Origin of the sequence: Acuticoccus kalidii (assembly GCF_021556395.1) — a bacterium.
Classification (GTDB): Bacteria; Pseudomonadota; Alphaproteobacteria; order Rhizobiales; family Amorphaceae; genus Acuticoccus; species Acuticoccus kalidii.
Map to the genome: position 1 here is coordinate 565,244 of NZ_JAKGCS010000024.1, position 22,628 is coordinate 587,871.

The following is a 22,628-nucleotide window of genomic DNA, read 5'->3' on the forward strand; positions in this document are numbered from 1 at the left end:
TCTGGGTTTGCGGTGCAACGGAAAGGCGATGGGTCAGCGCCAGGCGCCGAGACGGTCCTCGACGACCCGCACGATGGCGGTCAGCACGTTCCCGATGATGGCGAGCACGAAGACCGGGACGAAGGCCTTGGCCGTCTCGAACTGGTTCGTGTAGTTGATGATGAGACCGCCGAGACCGGCGATGGACGTCAGGAATTCGGCCACGATCATCGCGATGATGCCGCGCGAGACGGCAAGGCGCATCCCGGAGGCGATGTACGGCGTCGCCGAGGGCAGGACGATGCGGCAGAAGCTCATCCACGCCCCTGCCCCGAACGCCTTGCCGATATCGAGATAATTCTTCTCGACATTGCGCACGCCCGCGAGCGTGTTGATGATCACCGGGAAGACGGCGAACAGCGCGATGATGATCACCTTCGCCGTGAAGCCGATGCCGACCCACAGCATCAAGATCGGGACGAGCGCGATCAGCGGCATCGAATAGAGCGCGTTGATATAGGGATCGAGCGCGACCTCGACCGTCCGATTGACGCCCATCAGAACGCCGATCAGCATGCCGATCGCAGCCGCGACCGCGAAGCCGACCCCGAACGCCAGCATGCTCTGGCCGGTGGCGGCAAACAGCTCGCCCGTTTTCGCAAGATCCCATGTCGCGACGAGAACGTCGGTCGGCACCGCGACGAGCAGCGGATTCGCCTGCCGGCCGAAGAACTCCCACAGCCCGATGATGATCACCGCGGTGGCGATCCGAACCATCGAATCACGCCCGAGACCGCGCCGCGGACGCGCCGGAAGGGTCGGCTGGGAGGTGGTGGGCTGGGTGCTCATCGAACGTCCGAACATGTTTCAGCAACGTGACAACGGTACCTTCGTCTATCGGGATGTCAACCTGACTGTCTGACAAGATGACAACAAAAACGAATCCGATTATTCTTTGGGCACGGGAGAGAACGCCATGAACAAGATCCAGCGCGTTGCGGCGCCTGTGCGCGAGCAGGTGGAGCGCCATCTGAGGACCGCCATCGAGACCGGCGATCTGCCGCCCGGCGCGCGGCTCATTGAGCGCGAGCTCTGCGAATCCTTGGGCGTCAGCCGCCCGCTGGTCCGGGAGGCGCTGCGCCGGCTCGAATCGGACGGGCTCGCCGTATCCCTCCCGGTCGGCGGAATGTGCGTGACGCGCCTCAGCTTCGCCGACGCGCTCGAGATCTACGCCGTCCGCAAGGAGCTCGAAGGGCTCGCGGCGGCCGAGTTCGCCCTCCGCGCGAGCGAGGAGGACCGGGCGCGGCTCGGCGCGATCGTCGGCGAGCTTCACGCCGCGCTAGAGGCCGGCGACGGCGGCCCGCTGATCGACGCCAAGAACGAGTTCTATGCTCTGTTGGCGCGCGGTGCTGGCAACCGCTTCCTCGCCGAGATCCTGTCGAAGATGCACGGGCGCATCCGCCTCCTGCGGGGCACCTCCCTCTCGGCGCCGGGCCGCACGGCCCATATGGTCGCCGAGCTCGCCGCGATCGCCGAAGCGGTGCTGAAGCGCGATCCCGTGCGCGCCCGCGCACTCGCCGAGGAGCACATCCTCAATGCGATGACCGCGACGCGGGCTTCGCTCGCGATGGACGAGGCGGGCTGAGGCTCCTCCCTCGCGCCGGTCCGCCCGCCGGGGAGAATGCCCGAGCGCGGTTCGGCGACACTCCACCCACCGGCGCCCCGCGCGAACGCCGTCGAGGCGCCGCCGGCCATCGTCTCGGCCGAGCCGTGCTGGTCGACGTCGATTTGAGGTGCACGCGAGGTTTCGCCGGAGCGGCCGCGGTCTTCGGCCGGCATTCTGTGTCAGCTTTGCGGCATTGAAGCGGCACTGAAGCAAGGCGATAGTTGCAGCCCTGCATCAACCCGGCCCGACTCGACCAATCGCCAGATTGTGTTGTTGTCCAAACTATTGCAAGGTCGAAGCCCCTTCGATGAAGGGCGAGAAGGCCGAGAATTTTTAGTTTATTCCTATAGCGCGATAGGATTTCTCCTCGGATTTCGAAGGGTCGTATTGTTTTTACGTTTAAGGGAGGGACTGCCGTGGCAATTATCAACGTAGAATCAGGTCAATCCATTCAGACGGCCATCAACAACGCGGTGGCTGGCGACACGATCCTGGTCGCACCGGGCGTCTATAACGAAGACGTCGTCATCACTAAGTCGTTGACGCTGCTGTCCACCGGCGGTGCCGACGTCACGACGATCAACGGCCAGAACGGGGCGCTCGGCGCGATCGAGATCGATCCCAACGTCAACGACGTGACGATCGGCGACATCGGTCAGGGCTTCACGATCCTCGGGAACAACGGCAATGGCGCGATCGAGATGGGCGCCATCTATCTCCAGGGCGACCACGACAACGTGACGATCCGTGGCAACGTGCTCGAGGCGCGCGGCGATTCAGCGATGACGTCGGAATATAGCGCGACGGTCACCAACCTCGTGATCGACAACAACGCCTTCACCGGCCAGACCTTCGAGGGCACCATCCCGGAGGGGGACGGCTTCAGCGGTCAGTTCAACGTAGGCAACAACGCGCCGCGTCAGCTCGTCGTGCTCGGCGCCGAAGGTCAGAATACGTCGAACGTCACGTTCACGAACAACGAGGTGTCCGGCACCGCTGGCGGCATCAATGCCAACGGCGATCCGCAAGGCAACACGCTCGTGACCATCGACGCGGAGAATTCGGTGATCTCCGGCAACACCTTCACCGGGTTCACCAATCGCTACGCCTACGCCCTGCGCGCGCGTGAAGACAACACGGACGTCGTCAACAACACGTTCGACGCCGAAGCGAGCGGCAGCGAGAACACCGCGCGCATCTTGGTCGAGTCGGACAATCCGGGCGAGGTCGCGTTCAATACCCAGATCGCCCCGGACGGGACCACGACCTCCGGCGGCTCCAGCGAAAACGACTTCATGATCGGCACGTTCGATGACGAAGTCCTCGCCGGCGCCGGCGGCGACGACCGCTTGTTCGGTTTGTTCGGCGACGACACGCTCGACGGCGGCACCGGAAACGACCGCCTGTTCGGCGGCCTCGGTGACGACCGCATCGACGGCGGCGAAGGCCGCGATCACGCCTGGGGCGGGTTCGGTGACGACGTTTTCGCCTTTTCCGATGGCGACGGCAGGTTCATCGTCCACGACTTCCAGGGCGGCGCTCGCTTCGGCCCCTCCCCGACCCCGTCCTTTTCGGACCTGGTCTTCGGCCGCGATATGATCGAAGTGAATGTCGACGGTTTCGACAGCCTCGCCGACATCCTCGAGGTGGCCGAACAGCGCGGCCTCAACACCGTGCTGGACTTCGGCAATGGTGACAGCATCGTTCTGAAGAACACGCTCGTCTCGAGCCTCGACGAGGCCGACTTCTCGTTCCCGGTCGAGGACGTCTTCGTCTAAGACCCTCGCGCGACGGGGCGAGCGGGCTTTTCAACCCGTTCGCCACCAAAAAAGGCCGGCCAGGGTCACCCCGGCCGGCCCGTATCCGTCCCGAAAGGCCGCCACATCGCTGGCGGCCTTTCTGTTTGGCCCCTCAGAAGCGCTTCACGAAGCGCAGGCTGCCGGAGTGGTTGGAGTAATCGTCTCCGAACGCGCCGTCATAGTCGGCCCGCACGTCGAAACCGTTCGTGTTGGAGATCTGCACGCCCGCACCGATGCGGGCGAGAACGTCCGCAACGGGAAGCGTCGTCTTGAACGTCCCGGCGCTGGCCGGCGCGCTGTCGAGCTTCGCCTCGGTCTTCCATTCGTCCTCGGTCGACAGGCTGAGGCCCGCGGAGGCGAAAAACCGGGCGTCCCAACCCGCGGACGGCTTGAACCGGGCGCCGATCTCGACAGCCGGGGTCGCGACGACGGCGAACTGGTCCTGGCTCTCGACATCGAGATTATAGGCCCCGGCGCCCGTCTCCGTGTAGGCCCCCGAGTGGGCATAGAGCGCGTCGACATCGAGGAACGGGCGGACATAGGCGACATCGTTCGCGGCGGTGTAGGCAATCCGCCCACGCGCCCCGAGGGTGTAGAGGTCGCTCTCGCCGTGCGCCTTGCCGGCGAAGCCGGGCGTCACCACCGAGCGGTTGATGTCGTACCAGCCATAGCTGCCGGAAACCGCGCCGGAGACCTGGAACGCGCCGATCTCCCGCTTGACGGCGAGCGCGGCATAGACCGTGTCGCCATCCGACTTCGAGAAGCCGTCGGAGCTGTCATAGCGGGAGTTCTCGTAACCCGCGGCAAAGCCGAGGAACCAGTTCTCGCTGAACTCGGCCTGTCCACCCGCCGCAAAGCCCCAGAGCGTGCCGTCATAGCCCGGCGCGCCGCCCTGATCGATCACCGCACCGCCCATTTCGGCCCACGTGCAGGCGTCCTCCGTCACCATTGCGTCGTCTCCCTCGAAGGCGGGGCACCGCATCGCCTGGTCGAGGCGCCCGAGGGAGAGGACGGTCTGCGCCGCCGCGGCGGCTTGCGAGCCGCCCGGCGACAGCGAAGACAGAGCCTGCGCATAGGCCGACCCGCCATCGCCCATCGCGGACAGGCGGTTATAGTCGGCGAGGATCCGGGCATACCGGGTGCCGTCCGCCGCGAACAGCGCGTCGAGGTGCCCGCCCACTCGCCTCTGATTGCGCGACAGAAGCGCGAACGCCTCGCTGAAGCGCGTCTCGGCGACCCGAAGCTCCACCCCGTCGCCGCGCGTGCGCGCCTCGAAGTCGACGGCGGGCGTGTCGACCGCCTCGATCGTCCCGGTGATCGCGCCGTCCGCGGTGATCACCGTCGCGACATTGCGGGCGATCATCGTGGCGTCGACCGCGATCGACCCGTCGAGTGAGGCATCGCCCGCCACGTGAAGGCGCGAGGCGCGGCCGCGCCGGAAATCGGCGACGGTCGCCGTCGTGCCGGTGCGCGTCTGGCTGAAGTCGCCCGTGATGGTGAGCCTTTCGGTCTCGTAAACGCCGCTGCCGATCAACATGCGGCCGGCATTGTTGACGTGCGCCTCGTAGAGGTTCGCGTCCCGCAACGTCTGGTCCGAGGTGTTGTTGACGGTGATGGCGGTGTTGCCGTCGGCGTTCGAGCCGGTGACGTTGCCGGACAGTGTCCCGGCATTGTTCACGGTGAGCACCCCGCCCTCGGCGGTCGTCTCGTCGCTGATATAGCCGATCGCCGCACCGCCCGAACCGGCGACGATGGTCGATCCCTCCGCGATGTTGACGGCATTGTCGTGCCCGTCGGCGACGAAGATCGCATAACCGTCGCTGCCGCTGCCGCCGGTAATGTCGGCATTGGCGTTGACCGTCACGATGCCGGCCGTGCTCGGTGCCTGGCTCTGCGCGAAGATGCCGACGGAGCCGGTTCCCGTGGTCGACACACCGCCATTGGCGGTGACCGTCACAGCGGCCGCCGTGCTACTCCCGCCGCCGCCGGTGTTGGCGCCGGCGAATGTGCCGGAGGAATCGCCGCCGACACCACCGCCGCCCCCGATCGACTGGGCGATGATCCCGTGGGCATATGTCCCCACCGTGCTCACCGGAATGTCCAACGTCACGGACACCGCCGCGCCGTCGCCGCTCGCTCCGCTGGAGCGGTTGATGCGGCCGAGAGGACCGCTCCCCACATCACCGGCCACGCCGCCGCCGCCGCCGATGGACTGGGCGATGATGCCGTGCGCGCCGTCATAATAGGTCCTCACGCTGCCGGAGGTGATGTCGAGCGTCACGGTGTTCGCGCTGCCGCCGCCGCCGCCCGATCCCCCGAGATTGACGCTGAGGATATTGTCGGCCGAGCCCACCCCGCCGATACCGCCGCCACCGCCGATCGATTGGGCGATGATGCCGTGCGCCCGCGCGCCAAAGGTTTTGACATTGGCACCGAAGCTCGCGTCGATGATGCCGCCGACGCCGCCTCCGCCGCCGGCGCCGCCGACCGCGACGTCGATGGAATAGTCGTCGTCACCGCCTGCGGACGTGTCGGACGTGCCTGTTCCGCCGATGCCGCCGCCTCCGCCGATCGACTGGAGCACCATGCCGTAGGCGTCATCGCCATAGGTGTAGGCGTTGATGAAGCCCTTGACGGTGACGGTGTCGCCGTCGCCGGAGCTCCCGCCATTGCCGCCATCGCTGCCGCCGAGGCTGAGGCTGCCGCTCGCCGAGTCGGAGCCGTCCCCGCCTTGACCGCCGCCCCCGCCGATCGACTGAAGCACGACCGCATGGGCCATGTAGCCGTTGGTCGTGACGGTCGCGCCGGGCGCGTTGTCGTCGAACGTCGCCGTCACGAGCCCGCCGCTGCCGCCGGAGCCACCCGAACCGCCGATGCTGAGATCGACCTGGCCGGTGTCGCCCGACGAGGAGGAGTAGGCGGTACCGCCGATACCACCACCGCCGCCGATCGACTGCGCGACGATACCGTCCGCCCAGTCGGCGGTCGTGGTGATGCTGCCCTGATAGTCGACCGTGACGCTGCCCGCCTGGCCGCCCGTTCCCCCGGACCCGCCGACGGACGCCGTCAGCGTGACGTCGACGCCATCGTCATCATCGTCGTCATCATCGTCGTTGGTGATGGCGGCGACGCTATCGTCATCATCGCTCGCCGTGTCGCTCGTGGTGCCGACGGAACCGGCGAGGCCGCCGCCGCCGCCGATCGATTGGGCGAGGATGCCGTCGGCATCGATGCCCGCGGTGGTGATCGTCGCCCCGTCCATCGTGACGGTGACGTCCTTGCCGGCGCCGCCTTGGCCGCCCGATCCGCCGAGACTGACGCTCACGGTGCCGCAATAGCTCTCGGATTCGGAGATCGCCGAGCCGTGGCATGTCGCTTGGCTGTCGTCCTCCGCGACTTCCTCCCCACCCGACGATTGAACCTCGCCGCTCAAAGTGAGATTGCCGCCTTGGACGGTCCCACCGCCGCCGCCGACCGACTGCGCGATCACCCCGCGCGCGCCGTCGCCAGCGGTGCTGATCACGGCGTCCTCATAAAGGGTGACGTCGGCGCTGCCGCCGTCCGCGCCGAGTTCGCTCGCCTCGACATTCAGCGAGCCGACATTGAGCGTGACGTTGAAATTGCCGTTGCCGGCGATCTGTTTCGTCGTGCTGTTCGGCACGCCCGAGTTGCCGCCGCCCCCGCCGATCGACTGAACCATGACGGCATTGGCGAACTGGCCGTTGGTCGTGATCGTCGTCGGCGTGGAATTGCCGGCGCTCGAGCCGACCGTCGCCGAGGCCGCCCCGCCCGAGCCGCCATCGCCGCCCGCCCCGCCGATCGAGGCGTTGATCGTCAATCCATATTGCTCGGTGGAATCGGGGAAGGTCGTCGTCGCGGTGGAGGCATCGCCGCCCGAGCCGCCGCCGCCACCGATCGATTGCACGAGGATGCCGTGCGAGCTTGCCCCGTTGGTGGTGATCGAGGAGGCGTCGGCCAGGGTGGCGGAGGCCGTGCCGCCGCTGCCGCCGTCGCCACCCGATCCGCCGAGCGCGAACTGCGCATTGAGGGTCAGCGTGAAATCGGGATCCTCGGGGTCGATCGGTATGCCCGTGGTGATCGCGCTCGCCGACGACGAGCCGCCCGTTCCGCCGCCGCCACCGATCGACTGGACCAGCATGCCGATCGCATCGTGTGCGCCGTCGACGGTCGTTCCGGTCTCGATCGACGTCTGCGTGAGGTCGGCGGAGGCAGTGTTGCCCGCACCGCCGCCTTTGGCCATCCCGCCGAGCGCGAAGCCGACGGAGATAAGGCCGAAGGACCGGCTGCTGGCGTTGCCGCCAGAGCCGCCGCCGCCGCCGATCGACTGGACCTTCACGCCCGCCGCCTGACTGCCGCCGGTGGTGATCGTGCCGTTGTCGAGGGTGACGTTCGCCGTGCCGCCGTTCCCGCCGGCGCTCCCGGAGCCGCCGATGCTCATCTGCACGTAGTCGATGGCCGTCACCGTGGTGGCATCGCCGCCCGAGCCGCCGCCGCCGCCGACCGACTGGGCGAAGACGCCTGTCGCGCCCCGGCCAGCGGTCGCCACGTCGAAGGCCTGCGTGTTGGCGACGGTGACGTCACCGCCGACCCCGCCGCCGCCGGACTGCCCGCCGATCGCCGCGGTCGGAATGTTGAGGACGCCGCCGGAAAAGGCGTCGCCGCCATTGCCCCCGCCGCCGCCGACGGACTGGGCGAAAAGGCCGTAAGCGTAGCCGCCGCGCGTCTTGATCTTGCCGACGTCGGTGATGTCGACCGTGCCGCCGTCGCCGCCGCCGCCGCCATTTGTGCCGAGGGTGAAGACGCCGTAGCTGTTGCCGTCGCTCTTGCGCGGCTTGCCGGAGGCGCTGCCGCCGCCACCGCCGACGGACTGCGCATGGACGCCGATCGCCGCGTCCGCGTTCGTCGTCACGCTGTTGGTGTTGCCGACCGTAACCTTGCCGGGCGCCGTTCCCGAATCCGATCCGCCGGTCCCGCCGATCGACAGGATCGCGGTGGAGACGCCGGCCGCACCGCCCGCGCCGACGATCGATTGGGCGAGGATGCCGGCCGCGCCATAGCCGTTGGTGACGATCGTGCCGTCATTGGTGACCTCGACCGTGCCGCTCTCGCCGCCCGAGCCCCCGCTGCCGCCGAGCGCCACACCGACCGCGTTCGCGACGCCACCGGAGCCGCCGCCACCACCGATCGATTGGGCGAGGATCCCGTTGGCCTGGATGCCCTTCGTGTTGATCGACCCGCCGGAGGCGACCGTAACGCTGACATCGCTGCCGATGCCGCCCTTACCGCCCGCGCCGCTCGCGCCGCCGAAGAGACCGTTGAAGTCCCCGCCATCGCCACCGCCGCCGCCGACGGACTAGGCGAGGATGCCGTGCGCGAAGTCGAGCTTGCTGCCGATCCGGTTCGTGCCGTCGGTCGTGATCACGCCGCTCGTCAGCGTCACGTCGACCGTGCCGCCATTGCCGCCCCCACCGGCCGATCCTGGGCTTCCGAAGACGACGTTGCCGGCACCACCATCGCCGCCGAACTGGCCGATCGACTGGGCGACCACGCCGCGCCCGGAATCGTTGCCGGCCGAGGAGGCCTCCGCCTTGATCGACTGGTCGGCCGTAATGTCGAGCGTGACCGAAACGTCACCCGCATTGCCACCGTTGCCGCCACGGGAATCGTTTGCGTTCGACAATCCGGCCCCGCCGGTGCCCCCTTGGCTGACCGCGAGGATCCCGTCGACGGCCGTGCCGGCGGCGAGCACCGCGATCCCGTCGCTCGAGAACGTGCTCGCGGGCATACTGACGGTGACGGAGCCGCCCGCCCCGCCGTTCCCGCCAGGCTCGCCATGCTGGCCCACGCCGCCGGTGCCGCCGGTCGAGATCGCCACGATCGTGCCGCTCTGATCGGTCGATGCGATCGTGCCGGACTGTGTGGCGCGAGCCGAACCGAAGACGTTCACGTCGACGGCGCCACCGACGCCCCCGGCCCCACCGGGTGCGAAGTTGCTGTCGACGCCGACATCATAGGAATAGCCGCCGTCCCCGCCGGTGCTTTCGGCGTAGACGCCGCGGAACGCCCCGTCGGTCGCCTGCCCGAAGGCGGTCACCGAATAGTTTGCCGTAAGGGTCACGGAGCCGCCCGCGCCCCCGGTGCTGCTGCCGCCGCCGCCTTGCGTCTCACCGTTGGAGGAGTTGTATGCGTTGGGGCCGCGCCCGCCTGCGGACTGCCCCCAGACACCGTAGACACTCTGGGCCGTCAAAGGATTGTCGGCGCTTCCGGTCACGATATTGCCGACGTCGACCTGGACCGTCCCGCCCGCGCCACCATTCCCGCCGAGCGGCATGAAGTTCGCGCCTTCATTGCCGCGGCCGCCCGTCCCGCCGATGCTGGAGACCCGCAACGCGGCGATCGTGCCGGGGCCCGTCACCCCGGAAATGCTGGTCAGGATCGTGTTGCTGCTCGCCTCGCCATTATAAGTAACGTTGCCGCCGGCCCCACCGGCGCCGCCGTTGCTCTTATTGTTCGAGTTGTCGTCGTTCCCGTTGCCGCCGGTCGAGATGAAGCGCGCGGCCTCCATCTCATAGGCGGTGCTGGCATATTCGTTGATCGTGTAGGTCGCACTGCTCGGCGGGGTGATCGTCAGGTCGCCACCCTGTCCGCCCGCCGACGGACCATTCGATGATCCGTTGCCGCCGACGGTGTTGACCCATGTGCCGTAGAGATAGTTGCTCGGGTTGCCGTCACCGGGCAACGAGACGTCGATGTCGCTGTTGTAGACGAAGGTCCCGCCGCCCCCGTTACCACCCGGCGTGTCCCCGCTGCCGGCCGATCCGTTGGACGTGTACAGAAACGGCTTGTCCGTGGTGGTGCCATTATCAAAAATGCAAGTATCGCCGCTGGGCTCGCAGCCATAACTGTTCTGTGCCAGGGCCATTTGCGGAAAGAATAACGCGCAGGACGACAGAACCGTCGACACCATGAGCGTCTGTTGAAACGGAATGGCACGCGTGGAAATTTTCATGGCTACCTGCACAATGTACAGGCGCGTTATTGCTGCCCACCAAGGCCGGCACAAGTTAATTAACCCGCCTTGGCGTCGTTCGGCGTGCATTGTTGGTTTATGGTGACAGTCAGGCGTTCAGCGCCCACGAATACGATCGTTAACCCAGATAAAATTGATGTGATGGACGCCTAACGATCGATCGATTGCTTTCAAACCTTGCCTCAATGTCAACCTATGCACCGTCATCAGTGCGGATGCCCGTCGCCCGGACGGCGGGGAGCACGCCTCACCGCCGTCAGCCCGCGAGCCGAAGGATCGTCGCCTCATAGCCGTGCGCCGCATCCACGACGTCGGCGACCGCGACGCGCTCCTCGTCGGTGTGGAACTGCGCCGGATCGCCGGGGCCCCATTTCACCGCCTCGATCCCATTGACGATGAGATAGCCGGCATCGAGCGAGCCCGGCGAATAGAAGGTGTCGCGTTCGGCGAGCCCCGCCTGCGCCAGCGCGGACTGGATCGACGACACCAGCGGGCCGGCTTCGTCGACGATCGAGCCGTACATGAAGGGCCCGCGCTCCACCTCGATCGCGAGCGGCGCATCGAGCGTGAACGCCTCTCGCAGGCCAGCAAGGACCGTCTCCGGCTCCTCTCCCGGCATCAGGCGGCGATCGAACATCATCCGCGCCTCGGACTGGACGGTGTGGGTGGCGTTGGGCGCGGTGCGGATCGCGGTGCACGTCAGCGTCGCGGGGCCGAGCGCATCGTGCGAGGGAAGGTCCGCGCCGATCGCCTCGGCGCGCTCCAAAAGGATGCGCACGCCCTTCGTCACGTCGACGCCCGCCCATGGCGTGCTGCTGTGGCTCGATTTGCCGTGGATCGTCACGTCGACATCGAGCCGGCCGCGATTGCCGAGCGCGATCTTGCCACCCGTTCCGATCGCGAGGATCCCGAAGCGCGGCGTCGCGCCGAGCGCGTCGAGCGCCACCGCGACGGCGTCGTGCCGGCCGGTCTCGCCGGCGGTGAGGAGCGCGAAACCGACGCGGCGCTTGAGCCGCCCGCCCGTTGCGGCGCTGATGAAGGCGGCGAGCGTCGCGGCGAGCGCCGATTTCTGCTCGCTCACCCCGCGCCCACGCACCGCGCCGCCGTCATGCTCGCCCGCGAACGGGTCACGCATCCGGTTCGCCGGATGCGTCATGGCGTAACCGAGGAGGAGAAGCGGCATCTCGGTCCCCGCCGGTCCTGCTTCCGCGATGAGGTTGCCGAAGCTGTCGATGCGGGTCGCAATGCCCGCCTCTTCGAGGAGCGGGCGCACGGCCTCGGTCACGAAGGAGAGCACGGCCGGATCGGCCTCCATCATGTCCGTCTGCTCGCTCGGATGGCGCACGAAACGCTGCATCCAGGTGACGAGGCGGTCTTCTGTGATGGGCAGATGGCTCATGGACGGCTCCTGCGTTCGGTGCGCGGGGACAGCGTTCCGAAAGTTTTCGACAAGATGTCGAGCGCGGCGCGCCGGTCGGGCTTGCCGGCGTCCGTGCGCGGCAACCCGTCGACGACGAGGACGGCGCGGGGAATGGCGAAGGTCGGACCGTTCGTGGCGCAGAACTCCTGCACCTCGACCGGCGCGAGGGATATGCCGGGCCGCGGCGCGACGAGCGCCGCCGGCGCGAACGACTTCGTGGTGTGCGGCAGGGGAACGACGATGACATCGTTCACCGAAGACAGCTTCAGGATGAGATTTTCGACATCCTTCGGATAGAGATTTTCGCCCCCGCAGGAAAACATGTCGTCGCTGCGGCCGACGAAATAGAGAAAGCCGTCACCATCCTTGCGGAAGATGTCGCCGGTCTTCAGCCATCCGTCCTGGAGCCGTTCGGCGGTGAGGTCCGGCCGGCCGGCATAGGCGGTGAGCACATAGGGGCTGCGGATCCACAATTCGCCGAAGGTCGCGCTTTCGCCGCCGGCCTCGTCCACCAGCTTGCCCTCATATTCCGGGGCGATGACGCCGACGCTGCCCTTCGGCGTCGGCCGTCCGTCCCCATGCGCGCGCGTCGGCCCACCCCCTTCGGTGAGGCCATAGCTCTCCTTGATCGCGACACCCGGAAAGGCGGCGGCAAGGCGCTCGCTCAACTCCTCCGGGACGGCGGAGGAGCCCATCGAAAGGGTTTCGAGGGCGGAGAAATCGAGGGTCTCGACTAGATCCGTCTCGCGCAAGATGTCGGCGAACATCGCCGGGACGCCGCCGCAGATCGTGACGCGATGGCGCGCGAGCGCCTCGAGATAAAGGCGCGGCTTGAAGGCGCGCATGATGACGACGGACGCGCCGCCTCGAAGCATCGGCTTGATCGTCCCGCGCATCGCATTCTTGTGGAACATCGGGGCGGCGACGATGCCGCGCTCCTCCGCGCGGCGCGGCCAATATTCCTCGCTATGCTCGATCCCCCAGAGCATCCCGCCATGGGTGAGGACGATGCCCTTCGGCACCCCTGTGGAGCCGGCCGTATACGGCTGGAACGCCTGATCCTCGAAGCGCATCGTCGCCACATGATCGGACGGCGCGGCCGCCTCGAAGAGCGCGCGCCATGCCCGCCAACGGCCTTTCCCCGAGCCGGAGAGATCGATGAGCGTTCCCGCCTCCATCTCGCCCGCGAGAGCGTCGAGCGCCGGCGTTTCGGCCAGATCGGCGAGGAGACCTGTGGCGCCGCAATCCTTGAGGACGAAGCGCAGCACATCGAGCGGAAGGCGCGGATTGAGGAAGGCCGGGATCGCGCCGAGCCGCATCAAAGCGAGGAAGATCACGAGGAAGGTGTGCGAGTTCGGCAGCGCCATCGCAAGGCGCGTGCCGCGCGTCACGCCGAGACCCTCGAAGAGGCCGACCGCCTTACGGATCGCCGCTTCGAGATCGTCATAGGTGAGGACGATCTCGCCCGCGCCCGAGATGTCGATGATGGCGACCCGGTCGCCCGGAACCGGCCGCGCCGCGACGAAGGCGCCGAGATTGCAGGCCGGGTGAAGGTCGGGGATCCGCGCCAAAGTCGGCCGGTCGATGGGGCTCGATGCGGCCGCCATGTCAGTGTGCCTTGGCGGGCGCGGTGGCCGGCGCGGTGGCGTTCATCGTCTCCCCGAAGGTGAGGACGACCTTGCCGACGACCTCCCGCCCCTCGAGCAGACGGTGCCCCTCCGCCGCGTCGGTCGCCGGAAGGACGTGGCTGATCAGCGGCCGCACGCCGCCATCGGCGACGAGGGCGAGCGACTTGGCGATATCGTCCTGGGTGTAGCCGTTGGAGCCGAGGATCTGGAGCTCGCGCGTCCAGATATAGCGGATGTCTGTTTTCGGGTCGAAACCACCCGTCGCCCCGCAGGTCACGAGGCGGGCGCGCCGTTTCATCGCCCGCAGCGACGGCACCCAGGTGTCGCCCCCGGTATAGTTCATCACGAGATCGACGCCGGTCTTGCCGGAAAAGCGCCAGGCGGCGGCGCTGAAATCCTCAGCCGCGCTGTCGACGACGAGATCGGCGCCCAGCTCTTGCAGCGGCGCGAGCTTCGCCGCGCCACGGGTGACGGCGATCACCGAGGCCCCGGCCCGCTTGGCGAGCTGGATCCCGGCCGTGCCGACACCGCCGCTCGCCCCGACGATGAGGACCATTTCGCCCGCCTGCATGTGGCCGATCGTGTCGAGCATTCGGAAGGCGGTCGCGAAGTTGATCGGCACGGCCGCGGCGGTGACATAGTCCATTCCGTCCGGCAGCGGCAGGATGTGGGTCGCAGGAACCCGCGCCATCTCCGCCATGCCGCCTTGCGTCTCCTCCCCCATCATCCCGTCCGGCGTCATCGGGTTGACGGCGACGCGGTCGCCCACCGACCACCCCGTCACCTCGCTCCCGCACGCGACGATCTCGCCCGCGATGTCACCGCCCGAGATGAACGGTGTCTGCACCGGAAAGCCCGGCATTCCGCGGCGCACGAACACGTCGAGATGGTTCATGCCGACGGCGTGCACCTTGATCACGACATCGCCGGGACGGGGCTCGGGATCGGGCCACTCCCGATAAGCGAGACCTTCGATGCCTCCCTGCTTTTCGATTACGACGGCTTTCATCGACGTTTCTCCCACGCGGCCGGACAGGGCCGCCTCTCATATCGTTCGGGCCGCCGGACCGTGCGGCCCGGCGAGGATGGAAAAGGGGTCAGGTGTTGGTCCGCACGTCGGTGCGGCGCCAGGAGATGAGGTATTCGGCGAGGCCGACGGCGCCATAGAGCACCATCCCGAGGATCACGGTGACGCCGACGCCGACGAACATGAGGTCGGTCCGCATGCTCGTCCCCCCATAGAGGATGAGGTAGCCGAGCCCGGAGTTCGCGCCGACCCATTCGGCGACGATCGCGCCGATCACCGCCGCCGCCATCGAGATCTTCAACCCGGCGAAGAAGTAGGGAATGCTCGACGGGAACTGCACCTTGCGGAAAATCACGCTCGTCGACGGCGTCACGAGGCGGACGAGATCGATGGCGTTCGGATCGGCCGACCGGAGGCCCTGCACGACGTTCACCGCCGTCGGAAAGAAGCACACCAGCGCCGTGACGATCACCTTCGGCAGGATGCCCGTGCCGAACCAGATGACGAGGAGCGGCGCGACGGCGAGCTTCGGCACCGTCTGCGAGACGATGAGGAAGGGGTAGACGATCCGCTCGGCGACCGACCAGCGCACGATGAGATAAGCGAGCCCCACCGCGACCGCATTGCCGACGAGGAAGCCGAGCAGGATCTCGTAGGTCGTCGTCCAGGTGTGCCCCCACAAAGCCGGTCCGAGATTGATCCCGGCCCGCACGATGCGCTCCGGGCTCGGCAGGATGAAGGCGCTGACGCCGAACAGGTCGACATAGAGCTGCCACGCGATGATGAAGGCGACGAAGCTGAGCACCGGCGGTGCGTAATAGAGCGCTTTGCGCCCGATCGACCGGATCGAAAACACCGGCATGACTATACGTCCTTCCGATTGGAGCACGGCCCGCATCCGTCCGGCCCGCTGGTTGGCCCGGTACCATCCGCCCGCACCGACGGAAATCGGATCCGAACGGCGTGGCGTTTCGCGGGGCGTGGCATGACGTCGAGCAAGGGAACGGAACTAGATGCGCGCATCGTCGGTCATCCGGCCCGGCGAGGCGGCGCCCGAGGCTCTAGTGGTAGCCGACATCGGCCTCGAGCTCGTCGAGGAGGACGCGGCAATGCTCCACGAACTCCATCTGAAGCCGGTGATCCTTCGTCCGCGGCCGGCCGAGATCGATGGGGCGGATCAGCCCCACCTTTCCCGGCCGCGCCGTCATCACGATGACGACGTCGGACAGGAACACCGCCTCCTGCACAGAATGGGTGACGAAGAGGACGGTTTTCTTGTCCCGCTTCCAGATGTCGAGAAGGTCGAAGGCCATCCGGTCCCGCGTCAGCGCGTCGAGCGCGCCGAACGGCTCGTCCATCAGAAGGACCGAGGGGCCGAACGCGAGGGCCCGGGCGATCGACACGCGCTGCTGCATCCCGCCGGAGAGCTGGTGCGGCATGTGCCGCTCGAATCCGCCGAGGCCGACGAGGTCGATATAATGACGCGCCGTCTCCTGCCGCTTGCGCCGCGGAACGCCCTGCAATTCGAGCAGGAAGCCCACATTCTCGATCACGTTGCGCCATTGGAGGAGCACCGGCGACTGGAAGACGACGCCGAGAAGCCCGTTCGTCCGCGCATTCTCCGGGTCGACCCCGCCGACGCTGACCGACCCGGAGGTCGGGTTGAGAAAGCCCGCGACGAGGCGCAGAAGGGTGGACTTGCCGCACCCCGAGGGCCCGAGGATCGACACGAACTCCTGAGGTCGCACATCGAAGGAGACGTCCTTCAAGGCTTCCACCTCGTTCGCCGTGCCGCGACCGTAGACGAGGCCGATATTCTGGAACCGGATCGCGGGGTGGGCGGCGGTCTGCGCCGCCCCGTCCGCACCCGGTCGGGCGTCGGTCATTGCCGTGCTCACGAGGCGGGGCCGTATCATGTTCAGTCGAGGTTGGCGATGAGGTCGGCCGGATCGTAGGCCGTGTCGATCAGGCCCGCGGAGGCGAACGTCTCGTAAGTGCTTTGCCAGCCCTCCACGCTCTGCGCACCGAACGGCACATCACCCGATGCGGCGCGCGTGCGCGGGATGATCTCCGTCCACTTCGCCGTTTCTTTCTGAATTTCGGTCTCGGGAACGTGCTTTTTGAGGATTTCGATCGCCTCGTCGACATTCTCGATCGTGTATTCCCACGACCTCAACGTCGCCTCGGTGAAACGCTTGGCAAGGTCGGGATTGTCCGCGACGACCGCTTCGTTCGCGAAGAGGACCTGGCCGTAGGAATTCACGCCATAGTCGCCGAGATCGATGACGTTGAGGTCGAAACCGTCCTCTTGGAGCGCGATCACCTCGTTGGTGGCGAGGGTGATCGTGGCGTCGATCGTGCCGGCGATGAGGACCGGCGAGGACGACGTCGTGCCGAGATCGGTCAGCTCGATCTGCGAGGCGTCGAGGCCCGCCGCGTCGACGAGCGCGCCCCAGAAGGCGAACACGGTGCTGCGCGAGGAGACGCCGACCGTCTTGCCATAGAGGTCTTCCGGCGTCTCGATCCCGCTGTCCTTCAGCGAAATCATGACATTGGGGCTCTGCTGCAGGAGCACGGCCGTCGCGACCACCGGAACCCCGCGGCTGCGCCCGATCGCGACGGCATCGGCGACCGCGACGCCGAACATGTCGTTGCCCGACCCGACGAGCTTCACCGTGTCGTTGGAGCCGATCCCGGGCGTGATGGTGATATCGATCCCCGCGTCGGCGTAGAAGCCTTTCTCGAGGCCGACATAATACGGCGCATGTTCGGCATTCGCGACGTAGTTTAGGCGCAATGTCGCAGGTTCGAGCGCCCCATCCTGCGCGAATGCATGTGATGATGCCCCGGCGATCAACACCAAGGCCGCACCAACACTAGAGAATACCGAAAATCCTGGCGAACGAACCAACGACCCCATAGACCGGACCTCTTCCTATTGCATCGAAGACAAGCCGATCGTGACCTCTTGGTTATTCAAATGGCAAATTCGAATTCTCAATACAGCGCTATCACGAGAGCGGATGCCCGCGGCGGGGCATCGCGCCCGCCGGATCGAGGGCGTCAGCCGGCCGGAGGCCGCGTGAAGAAGACCGCCCGCCCCTGCGCGGCGACGCGACCGTCCTCGCCCGCCACCACGACGTCGGCGCTGCCGAGATTGGCGCCGCTGCGCACGACCGTCGCCGTCGCCGTCAGCGGCAGGACCGCCGGCCGCAGATAGTCGACGCGCATGTCGATCGTCGGGATTCCGCGGCCGAGGCCGGCGTGAAGCGCGGCATGTGCGGCAATATCGACCAGCGCGGCGACGACGCCGCCATGCGCGACCGCCCCGTCCTCCCCGCGGTGGAGCTCTTCCCGGTCGGGAAGGTGCACCGTGACCGTGCCCGCGCTCCGGTCGCAGGCGAGGATGCGGCAATCGAGCCAGCGATGAAGGGGGGAGCGGTGAAGGAACGCGTTGAGGGCGTCGAGATCGTCCGAGGCGTCAGGCAACATTCAGCAAGGATTCTTCAAGGGTCGTTGAGGCGATCAGGTTGCGCAGCCACGTGAGGCCCGCATCATCATTCCGCCGCGAATGCCAGACCATCGAGACGGGAAAGCCGTGCGTGCGGAACGGAAGTCGGCGGATGTCGATCTTGCGCCCGCGCGAGAACTCGTGCGCGAGGCGGCGCGGCAAGGTGAGCATCAGATCCGACCCTTCGACGAGAACCGGCGCCGCAAGGCAAAAGGGCAGGCTCACCCGGTTCACACGCTCGAGATTCATCGTCTTCAACAGCCGGTCGACGTGGTTGCCGAGCCCGGTGCCGATGACGACATGGTTCGCCTCCAGATAGTCGGCGAGGGAGAGCGGTCCCCGCCCCGCGCCCTGGCTCGCACAGACCCATTCGTCCTCGAAGAGGACCTGTGTCTCGTGCTGCGGGTCGTCGCGCTCGTCGAAGGCGATGCAAAGGTCGGCATCGTCGCTGTCGATCGCCTGATGGATCGTGTCGTTGCCGATATTGTGGACGCAGATCTTGATGGTGCTCGACTGCGCCCGCACGTGCTCGACGATGCCGCCGAGGAGAACGAAGGCGCTATAATCGTTCATGCCGATACGGAAGGTGCGCTCGGAGGTGGCGGGGTCGAAGGTCTGCACTTCGCCGGTGAGGGCGCGGATCTGGGCGAGGGCCTGCGACACCGACCCCGCGATCTCGTAAGCGCGCTGGGTCGGAACCATCTCGTTCTTATGGCGCACGAAGAGCTGGTCATCGAACGCGAGCCGCAATTGGGCGAGGGAATTGCTGATCGCCGACTGGCTGAGGCCGAGGATCTGACCGGCGCGCGTCGTGCTCCGCTGCGACATCATCGCTTCGAACACGACCAGAAGGTTGAGGTTGAAGTGACGCAGGTTCATGGCCGATCGTTACGTCTGCCCAGACGAAGATCAAGCCACTAATTAAGGCAAACGCGTTCCGAAAGTGGGCAACCACCTCACCCCGTCGCGCGCGCGGGGGTGAGGCGGGCGATATCGGCCTTCGGCGGACGGCCGAACACCCGCGTATATTCGCGGCTGAACTGCGAGGGCGAGTTGAAGCCCACCGCAAAGCCCGCCTCGCGCGCCAGAACGCCCTCGGCGAGCATCAGCCGCCGCGCCTCCTGAAGGCGCAGCCGCGTCCGATATTGCAGCGGCGTCATGTCGGTGACGGTGCGGAAGTGGGCGAAGAACGAGGAGCGGCTCATGCCGGTGAGGCGGGCGAGCGTTGCAACGTCGATCTCGTCCCGGAAATTGACCGTGAGGTGGTCCACCGCGCGGGCGATGCGCCCGACCCGGCTACCGGGCGCGGCGATCGCGTGGATCAGCGCGCCTTGCGGACCGTTGAGCAGCCGCCAATGGAACTCGCGCAGCACCAGCGGCGCGAGCGCCTCGGCCTCGCGCGGATCGTCGAGCAGGCGCAGGAGCCGCACGGCGGCTTCGAGGATCCCCGGATCCGTCTCCGCAACACCCGTCGCATGGCGCGGCGGCGGCATGTCGGCCTGATCGGCGACGAGATCGCTGATCAGCCCGCGATCGAACTCCACCTTGAGGCACAGATAAGGGCGCTCAGGGCTCGCCTCGATGACCGCGCCGAGGGCCGGAAGCTCCACCCCCACAACGAGATAATGACCCCGGTCATAGACGAGGTCGCGGCCGGCCATGCGCACATGCTTGCGGCCTTCACCGATCAGGCAGCACGAGGGCGGATAGGTCGTGTCGACGAGCTCGGTCCGCTCGGACGCGCGAATGACGCCGACGCCGGGCAGCATCGTTTCGCTGGCGCCGTCCGTCGGTTGGTGGCGGGCGATCAGCCCGGCGAGCTCGTCGGTCAGTGTCATCCGAACCGAGATAGTCACTCTGGACGATCGTGCAAGCCTGCAAGATCTCCGTTCTATCGCCCCCAGGCTGCGCGCCCCACCTCCCCATTCGACCGCACGCGATGCGGCACGAGAGGAGAGACATGGAACTGAGGCCCTTGATGACACGGACAATGTTCACGACCGCGCTCACCGCCTTCGCCTTTGCTTTTGCCGCTGCGCCGGCCCAATCGACGGAGACCACGATGTCAGATCATCCCGCAGATCATCCCTATGTCGGAATGTGGGTGACCGAGGACGGCCGCGTTCGCCAGGAGCTGTTGGCGAACGGCCGCTATGACGAAGCCCGCGGCACGCGCGAAAGCGCCTATCAGGGACGCTATGAGGTCGACGGCAACACCATCCAATATTGGGACGACACCGGCTTCACCGCCGACGGCACCTTCATCGATGGTGTCCTCCACCATGGCGGCATGGTGATGTACCGCGAGGAGGCTTCGCAATGACGCATGCACCCCTGCCCCTCCGCCCCCGCCGCGGCCTCCGTCACGCACTGCTCTGCGCCATCCTCGCGCCCTTCATCGCCGCGTCCCCGGTCGCGGCGCAGCCCCCGGCGGCCGAGGCGACCACCGAGGCCAACCGGCAGCTCGTCCGCGACGCGTTCGACGCCTGGGCGAACGGCGAGAGCGTTTTCGGCGAACTCCTCGCCGAGAATGTCGAGTGGACGATCCACGGGTCGGATCCCGTCGCCGGGACATACACGAACCGCGCCGATTTCGTGGAGCGGGCCTCCGTGCCGCTCATCTCCCGGCTCGCCGGACCGCTGGTCCCCGAGGTGCACGCGATCTACGCCGATGGCGACACGGTGATCGTCCGCTTCGACGGCAGCGCGACGACGACCTCGGGCGCGCCCTATCGCAACCAGTTCGTCTGGATCTTCGAGCTCGCGGATGGAGAGGTCGTGCGGGCGGAAGCTTTCCTCGACCTTTCCGCCTACCGCACCGTCGTCGACAACAACGCGCCGCGCGGCTGACGCCGCCAGAGGGTCTGGCCCCGGCTCATAGGCGGGGCGGCGGGCACGCGTGACAGGCCCCGCCACGACCGACACACTGCGGGCGCGCGGACATCTGTTCGCGCGCCCTCTCTTGCCGGGCCGGCCGCGGACGTCCCCCGTGTCTATCCGACAGCGCGATAGCGTCCGCCGCTCGGGCCTCCGGCACAGCGCCTCACGACACCGCCTTCAGCGCCGCGTCCCCTTCAGCCTGCGCCTCACCCGTATCGATGCCGTCCACACGGCGGAGCCGCGCGATGGCGAACTCCGTGAAGGCGCGGACGACCGGCCGCATGAAGCGCACCGATGGGTAGGCGAAGAACGCGTCGGAGGCGCGCAGCTCGTAGTCGGGCAGAATGCGCACCAGGCGGCCGTCGCCGAGCTCATCGGGAACGAGAAGCCGCTGGATCGGCCCGACCGCGCGCCCTTCGATCAGCGTCCTCACCACGACATCCGGGTTGTTGCTGCGCAGGATCGGCCGCACGAGCGCCTCCGACGCCTCCCCCCCGCGATAAAGGGTCAGCGTGTCGAGCGGCGCCATCGACAGCGTGCTCACGACCGGAACGTCCGCCAGCTGGGCGAGCGAGTCGATCGGTCCGATCCGCGCCAGCAGCGCCGGCGTCGCGACGAGGATGCGCCGGACGACGCCGATCTGCCGGATGATGAGGCCCGGCGTCTCCGGCCGCCCGAGACGGAGCGCGAGATCGAAGTTCTCATAGACCAGATCGACCGTGCGATTTTCGAGCGCGAGGTCGACGGTCACGCCCGGATGCAGCTCCTGGAAATCGAGCACGAGCGGATGCAACTGCTTGGCGCCGATGCAGGTCGGGGCGTGGACGCGCAACAGCCCCTCCACCGCACCCATGTCGCGGCGCACGCCTTCCAATGCGGCGTCGATGGTGGCAAGCCCCTGCCGGCTCGCTTCATAAAGGGTCTGGCCGAGGGGCGTCGGCCGGACGAGGCGGGCCGAACGTTCGAGGAGGCGCGCGCCGACCTCCCCTTCGAGATTTCGGATATGCTTGCTGACGGCAGGTTGCGACACCGACAGATCGCGCGCCGCCGCGCTGATCGAGCCACGCTCGACGGTTCGGACGAAAGCGCGAAGGGCGAGGGCGAGGTCCATATCAAACTCTTGGTTATGGGCTACAGAACCCATAGCTCAGAAGCGCTCTTCTGTCGCCTCACCTATATGCCGGCAAACGCAGCGTTCCGAGAGACGATCGACCGGCCGGCCGTCGTGCCGCGCCCCGGACAAAGGGCCGACATCATGACCGACCTCGCCGAGAACAAGGCGAACGTGATCGCGTTCTACGAGATGATGTTCAACGATTGCCGACCGCGCGAGGCGATCGCCCTCTTTGCCGGTGACGACTATATCCAGCACAATCCGCACGTCGCGACCGGCAAGGACGGCTTCATCGCCTATTTCGAGCGGATGGCGCGCGAGTGGCCCGGCAAGCGCGTGGCGATCAAGCGCGCCGTAGCCGAAGGCGATCTGGTGGTTCTCCACTGCCACCAGCATTGGCCGGGCGGCGCCGACTATGCGGCGATGGACATTTTCCGCCTCGATCATAACGGCAAGATCGTCGAGCATTGGGATGTTTTGCAGATTTTGCCGGCCTCGTCCGCCAACGCCAACGGCATGTTCTGAGCGGCCGCTGCCACCCTCCCCCTCTCCT

18 protein-coding genes are annotated in these 22,628 nt (G+C 67.3%); 5 read left to right on the forward strand and 13 right to left on the reverse strand.

Annotated elements, in window-relative coordinates; translation table 11 throughout:
• Positions 1-33: 33 nt before the first annotated feature.
• A complete protein-coding gene (locus L1787_RS16115; protein WP_235709852.1) occupies positions 34-828 on the reverse strand; it encodes an ABC transporter permease in 795 nt (264 codons plus the stop codon).
• A gap of 127 nt (positions 829-955) precedes the next feature.
• Here L1787_RS16115 and L1787_RS16120 point away from each other — a divergent pair, with 127 nt between their 5' ends.
• Together L1787_RS16120 and L1787_RS16125 are read left to right on the forward strand one after the other, a co-directional pair.
• Entirely contained in the window at positions 956-1,624 is a 669-nt protein-coding gene (locus L1787_RS16120; RefSeq protein WP_235709853.1) for a GntR family transcriptional regulator, read from the forward strand.
• Positions 1,625-2,061: 437 nt separating this feature from the next.
• Positions 2,062-3,423, forward strand: coding sequence for a calcium-binding protein (locus L1787_RS16125; RefSeq protein WP_235709854.1), 1,362 nt, complete (start codon positions 2,062-2,064; stop codon positions 3,421-3,423).
• 133 nt (positions 3,424-3,556) lie between these two features.
• On the opposite strand, the gene L1787_RS16130 is transcribed toward L1787_RS16125, so the two are convergent.
• The 11 genes from L1787_RS16130 to L1787_RS16180 form a co-directional block, all read right to left on the reverse strand.
• Positions 3,557-8,605: an autotransporter outer membrane beta-barrel domain-containing protein gene (locus tag L1787_RS16130; RefSeq protein ID WP_235709855.1), complete on the reverse strand. Its 5,049-nt coding sequence runs from the start codon at positions 8,603-8,605 to the stop codon at positions 3,557-3,559.
• A gap of 213 nt (positions 8,606-8,818) precedes the next feature.
• Positions 8,819-10,474, reverse strand: a complete 1,656-nt coding sequence (locus L1787_RS16135) for a hypothetical protein (RefSeq protein WP_235709856.1) — start codon at positions 10,472-10,474, stop codon at positions 8,819-8,821.
• A gap of 277 nt (positions 10,475-10,751) precedes the next feature.
• Complete coding sequence (locus L1787_RS16140) at positions 10,752-11,894, reverse strand: M20 family metallopeptidase (protein ID WP_235709857.1); 1,143 nt, start codon at positions 11,892-11,894, stop codon at positions 10,752-10,754.
• Positions 11,891-13,522, reverse strand: a complete 1,632-nt coding sequence (locus tag L1787_RS16145; protein WP_235709858.1) for a class I adenylate-forming enzyme family protein — start codon at positions 13,520-13,522, stop codon at positions 11,891-11,893. Before L1787_RS16145 ends, L1787_RS16140 begins: the two co-directional genes overlap by 4 nt.
• Before the next feature lies 1 nt (position 13,523).
• Entirely contained in the window at positions 13,524-14,552 is a 1,029-nt protein-coding gene (locus L1787_RS16150; RefSeq protein ID WP_235709859.1) for a zinc-binding dehydrogenase, read from the reverse strand.
• Positions 14,553-14,640: 88 nt separating this feature from the next.
• Positions 14,641-15,432 carry an ABC transporter permease gene (locus L1787_RS16155; RefSeq protein ID WP_235709860.1) on the reverse strand — a complete coding sequence of 264 codons (792 nt, stop codon included), beginning with the start codon at positions 15,430-15,432 and terminating at the stop codon, positions 14,641-14,643.
• 199 nt (positions 15,433-15,631) lie between these two features.
• Positions 15,632-16,456 (reverse strand): ABC transporter ATP-binding protein, encoded by an 825-nt coding sequence (locus tag L1787_RS16160; protein ID WP_235709861.1) that lies wholly within the window; start codon positions 16,454-16,456, stop codon positions 15,632-15,634.
• A gap of 32 nt (positions 16,457-16,488) precedes the next feature.
• Complete coding sequence (locus tag L1787_RS16165; protein ID WP_235710069.1) at positions 16,489-17,430, reverse strand: ABC transporter substrate-binding protein; 942 nt, start codon at positions 17,428-17,430, stop codon at positions 16,489-16,491.
• 203 nt (positions 17,431-17,633) lie between these two features.
• Positions 17,634-18,062 (reverse strand): PaaI family thioesterase, encoded by a 429-nt coding sequence (locus tag L1787_RS16170; protein ID WP_235709862.1) that lies wholly within the window; start codon positions 18,060-18,062, stop codon positions 17,634-17,636.
• Positions 18,052-18,960, reverse strand: coding sequence for a LysR family transcriptional regulator (locus L1787_RS16175; protein WP_235709863.1), 909 nt, complete (start codon positions 18,958-18,960; stop codon positions 18,052-18,054). The genes L1787_RS16170 and L1787_RS16175 overlap by 11 nt, the downstream gene beginning before the upstream one ends.
• 77 nt (positions 18,961-19,037) lie before the next feature.
• The gene (locus L1787_RS16180; protein ID WP_235709864.1) at positions 19,038-19,937 is read right to left on the reverse strand and encodes an AraC family transcriptional regulator; all 900 of its coding nucleotides are present in this window, start codon (positions 19,935-19,937) and stop codon (positions 19,038-19,040) included.
• 122 nt (positions 19,938-20,059) lie between these two features.
• On the opposite strand from L1787_RS16180, the gene L1787_RS16185 reads away from it, so the two are divergent.
• Positions 20,060-20,404 (forward strand): Atu4866 domain-containing protein, encoded by a 345-nt coding sequence (locus L1787_RS16185; RefSeq protein ID WP_235709865.1) that lies wholly within the window; start codon positions 20,060-20,062, stop codon positions 20,402-20,404.
• Positions 20,401-20,931 carry a nuclear transport factor 2 family protein gene (locus L1787_RS16190; protein ID WP_235709866.1) on the forward strand — a complete coding sequence of 177 codons (531 nt, stop codon included), beginning with the start codon at positions 20,401-20,403 and terminating at the stop codon, positions 20,929-20,931. Before L1787_RS16185 ends, L1787_RS16190 begins: the two co-directional genes overlap by 4 nt.
• Positions 20,932-21,124: 193 nt before the next feature.
• Here L1787_RS16190 and L1787_RS16195 read toward each other — a convergent pair whose 3' ends face one another.
• On the reverse strand, positions 21,125-22,072 hold the full coding sequence (locus L1787_RS16195) for a LysR family transcriptional regulator (RefSeq protein WP_235709867.1): 948 nt from the start codon (positions 22,070-22,072) through the stop codon (positions 21,125-21,127).
• A gap of 144 nt (positions 22,073-22,216) precedes the next feature.
• Between L1787_RS16195 and L1787_RS16200 the strand changes: the two genes are divergently transcribed.
• Positions 22,217-22,600: a nuclear transport factor 2 family protein gene (locus L1787_RS16200; protein WP_235709868.1), complete on the forward strand. Its 384-nt coding sequence runs from the start codon at positions 22,217-22,219 to the stop codon at positions 22,598-22,600.
• Positions 22,601-22,628: the final 28 nt, after the last annotated feature.

Excerpts from the sequence above, each read along its gene's own strand:
- L1787_RS16115 (WP_235709852.1), bottom strand. The coding sequence starts at position 828 with ATGAGCACCCAGCCCACCACCTCCCAGCCGACCCTTCCGGCGCGTCCG.
- L1787_RS16120 (WP_235709853.1), top strand. The coding sequence starts at position 956 with ATGAACAAGATCCAGCGCGTTGCGGCGCCTGTGCGCGAGCAGGTGGAG.
- L1787_RS16135 (WP_235709856.1), bottom strand. The coding sequence starts at position 10,474 with ATGAAAATTTCCACGCGTGCCATTCCGTTTCAACAGACGCTCATGGTG.
- L1787_RS16140 (WP_235709857.1), bottom strand. The coding sequence starts at position 11,894 with ATGAGCCATCTGCCCATCACAGAAGACCGCCTCGTCACCTGGATGCAG.
- L1787_RS16145 (WP_235709858.1), bottom strand. The coding sequence starts at position 13,522 with ATGGCGGCCGCATCGAGCCCCATCGACCGGCCGACTTTGGCGCGGATC.
- L1787_RS16150 (WP_235709859.1), bottom strand. The coding sequence starts at position 14,552 with ATGAAAGCCGTCGTAATCGAAAAGCAGGGAGGCATCGAAGGTCTCGCT.
- L1787_RS16155 (WP_235709860.1), bottom strand. The coding sequence starts at position 15,432 with ATGCCGGTGTTTTCGATCCGGTCGATCGGGCGCAAAGCGCTCTATTAC.
- L1787_RS16160 (WP_235709861.1), bottom strand. The coding sequence starts at position 16,456 with ATGACCGACGCCCGACCGGGTGCGGACGGGGCGGCGCAGACCGCCGCC.
- L1787_RS16170 (WP_235709862.1), bottom strand. The coding sequence starts at position 18,062 with ATGTTGCCTGACGCCTCGGACGATCTCGACGCCCTCAACGCGTTCCTT.
- L1787_RS16175 (WP_235709863.1), bottom strand. The coding sequence starts at position 18,960 with ATGAACCTGCGTCACTTCAACCTCAACCTTCTGGTCGTGTTCGAAGCG.
- L1787_RS16185 (WP_235709865.1), top strand. The coding sequence starts at position 20,060 with ATGACACGGACAATGTTCACGACCGCGCTCACCGCCTTCGCCTTTGCT.
- L1787_RS16190 (WP_235709866.1), top strand. The coding sequence starts at position 20,401 with ATGACGCATGCACCCCTGCCCCTCCGCCCCCGCCGCGGCCTCCGTCAC.
- L1787_RS16195 (WP_235709867.1), bottom strand. The coding sequence starts at position 22,072 with ATGGACCTCGCCCTCGCCCTTCGCGCTTTCGTCCGAACCGTCGAGCGT.
- L1787_RS16200 (WP_235709868.1), top strand. The coding sequence starts at position 22,217 with ATGACCGACCTCGCCGAGAACAAGGCGAACGTGATCGCGTTCTACGAG.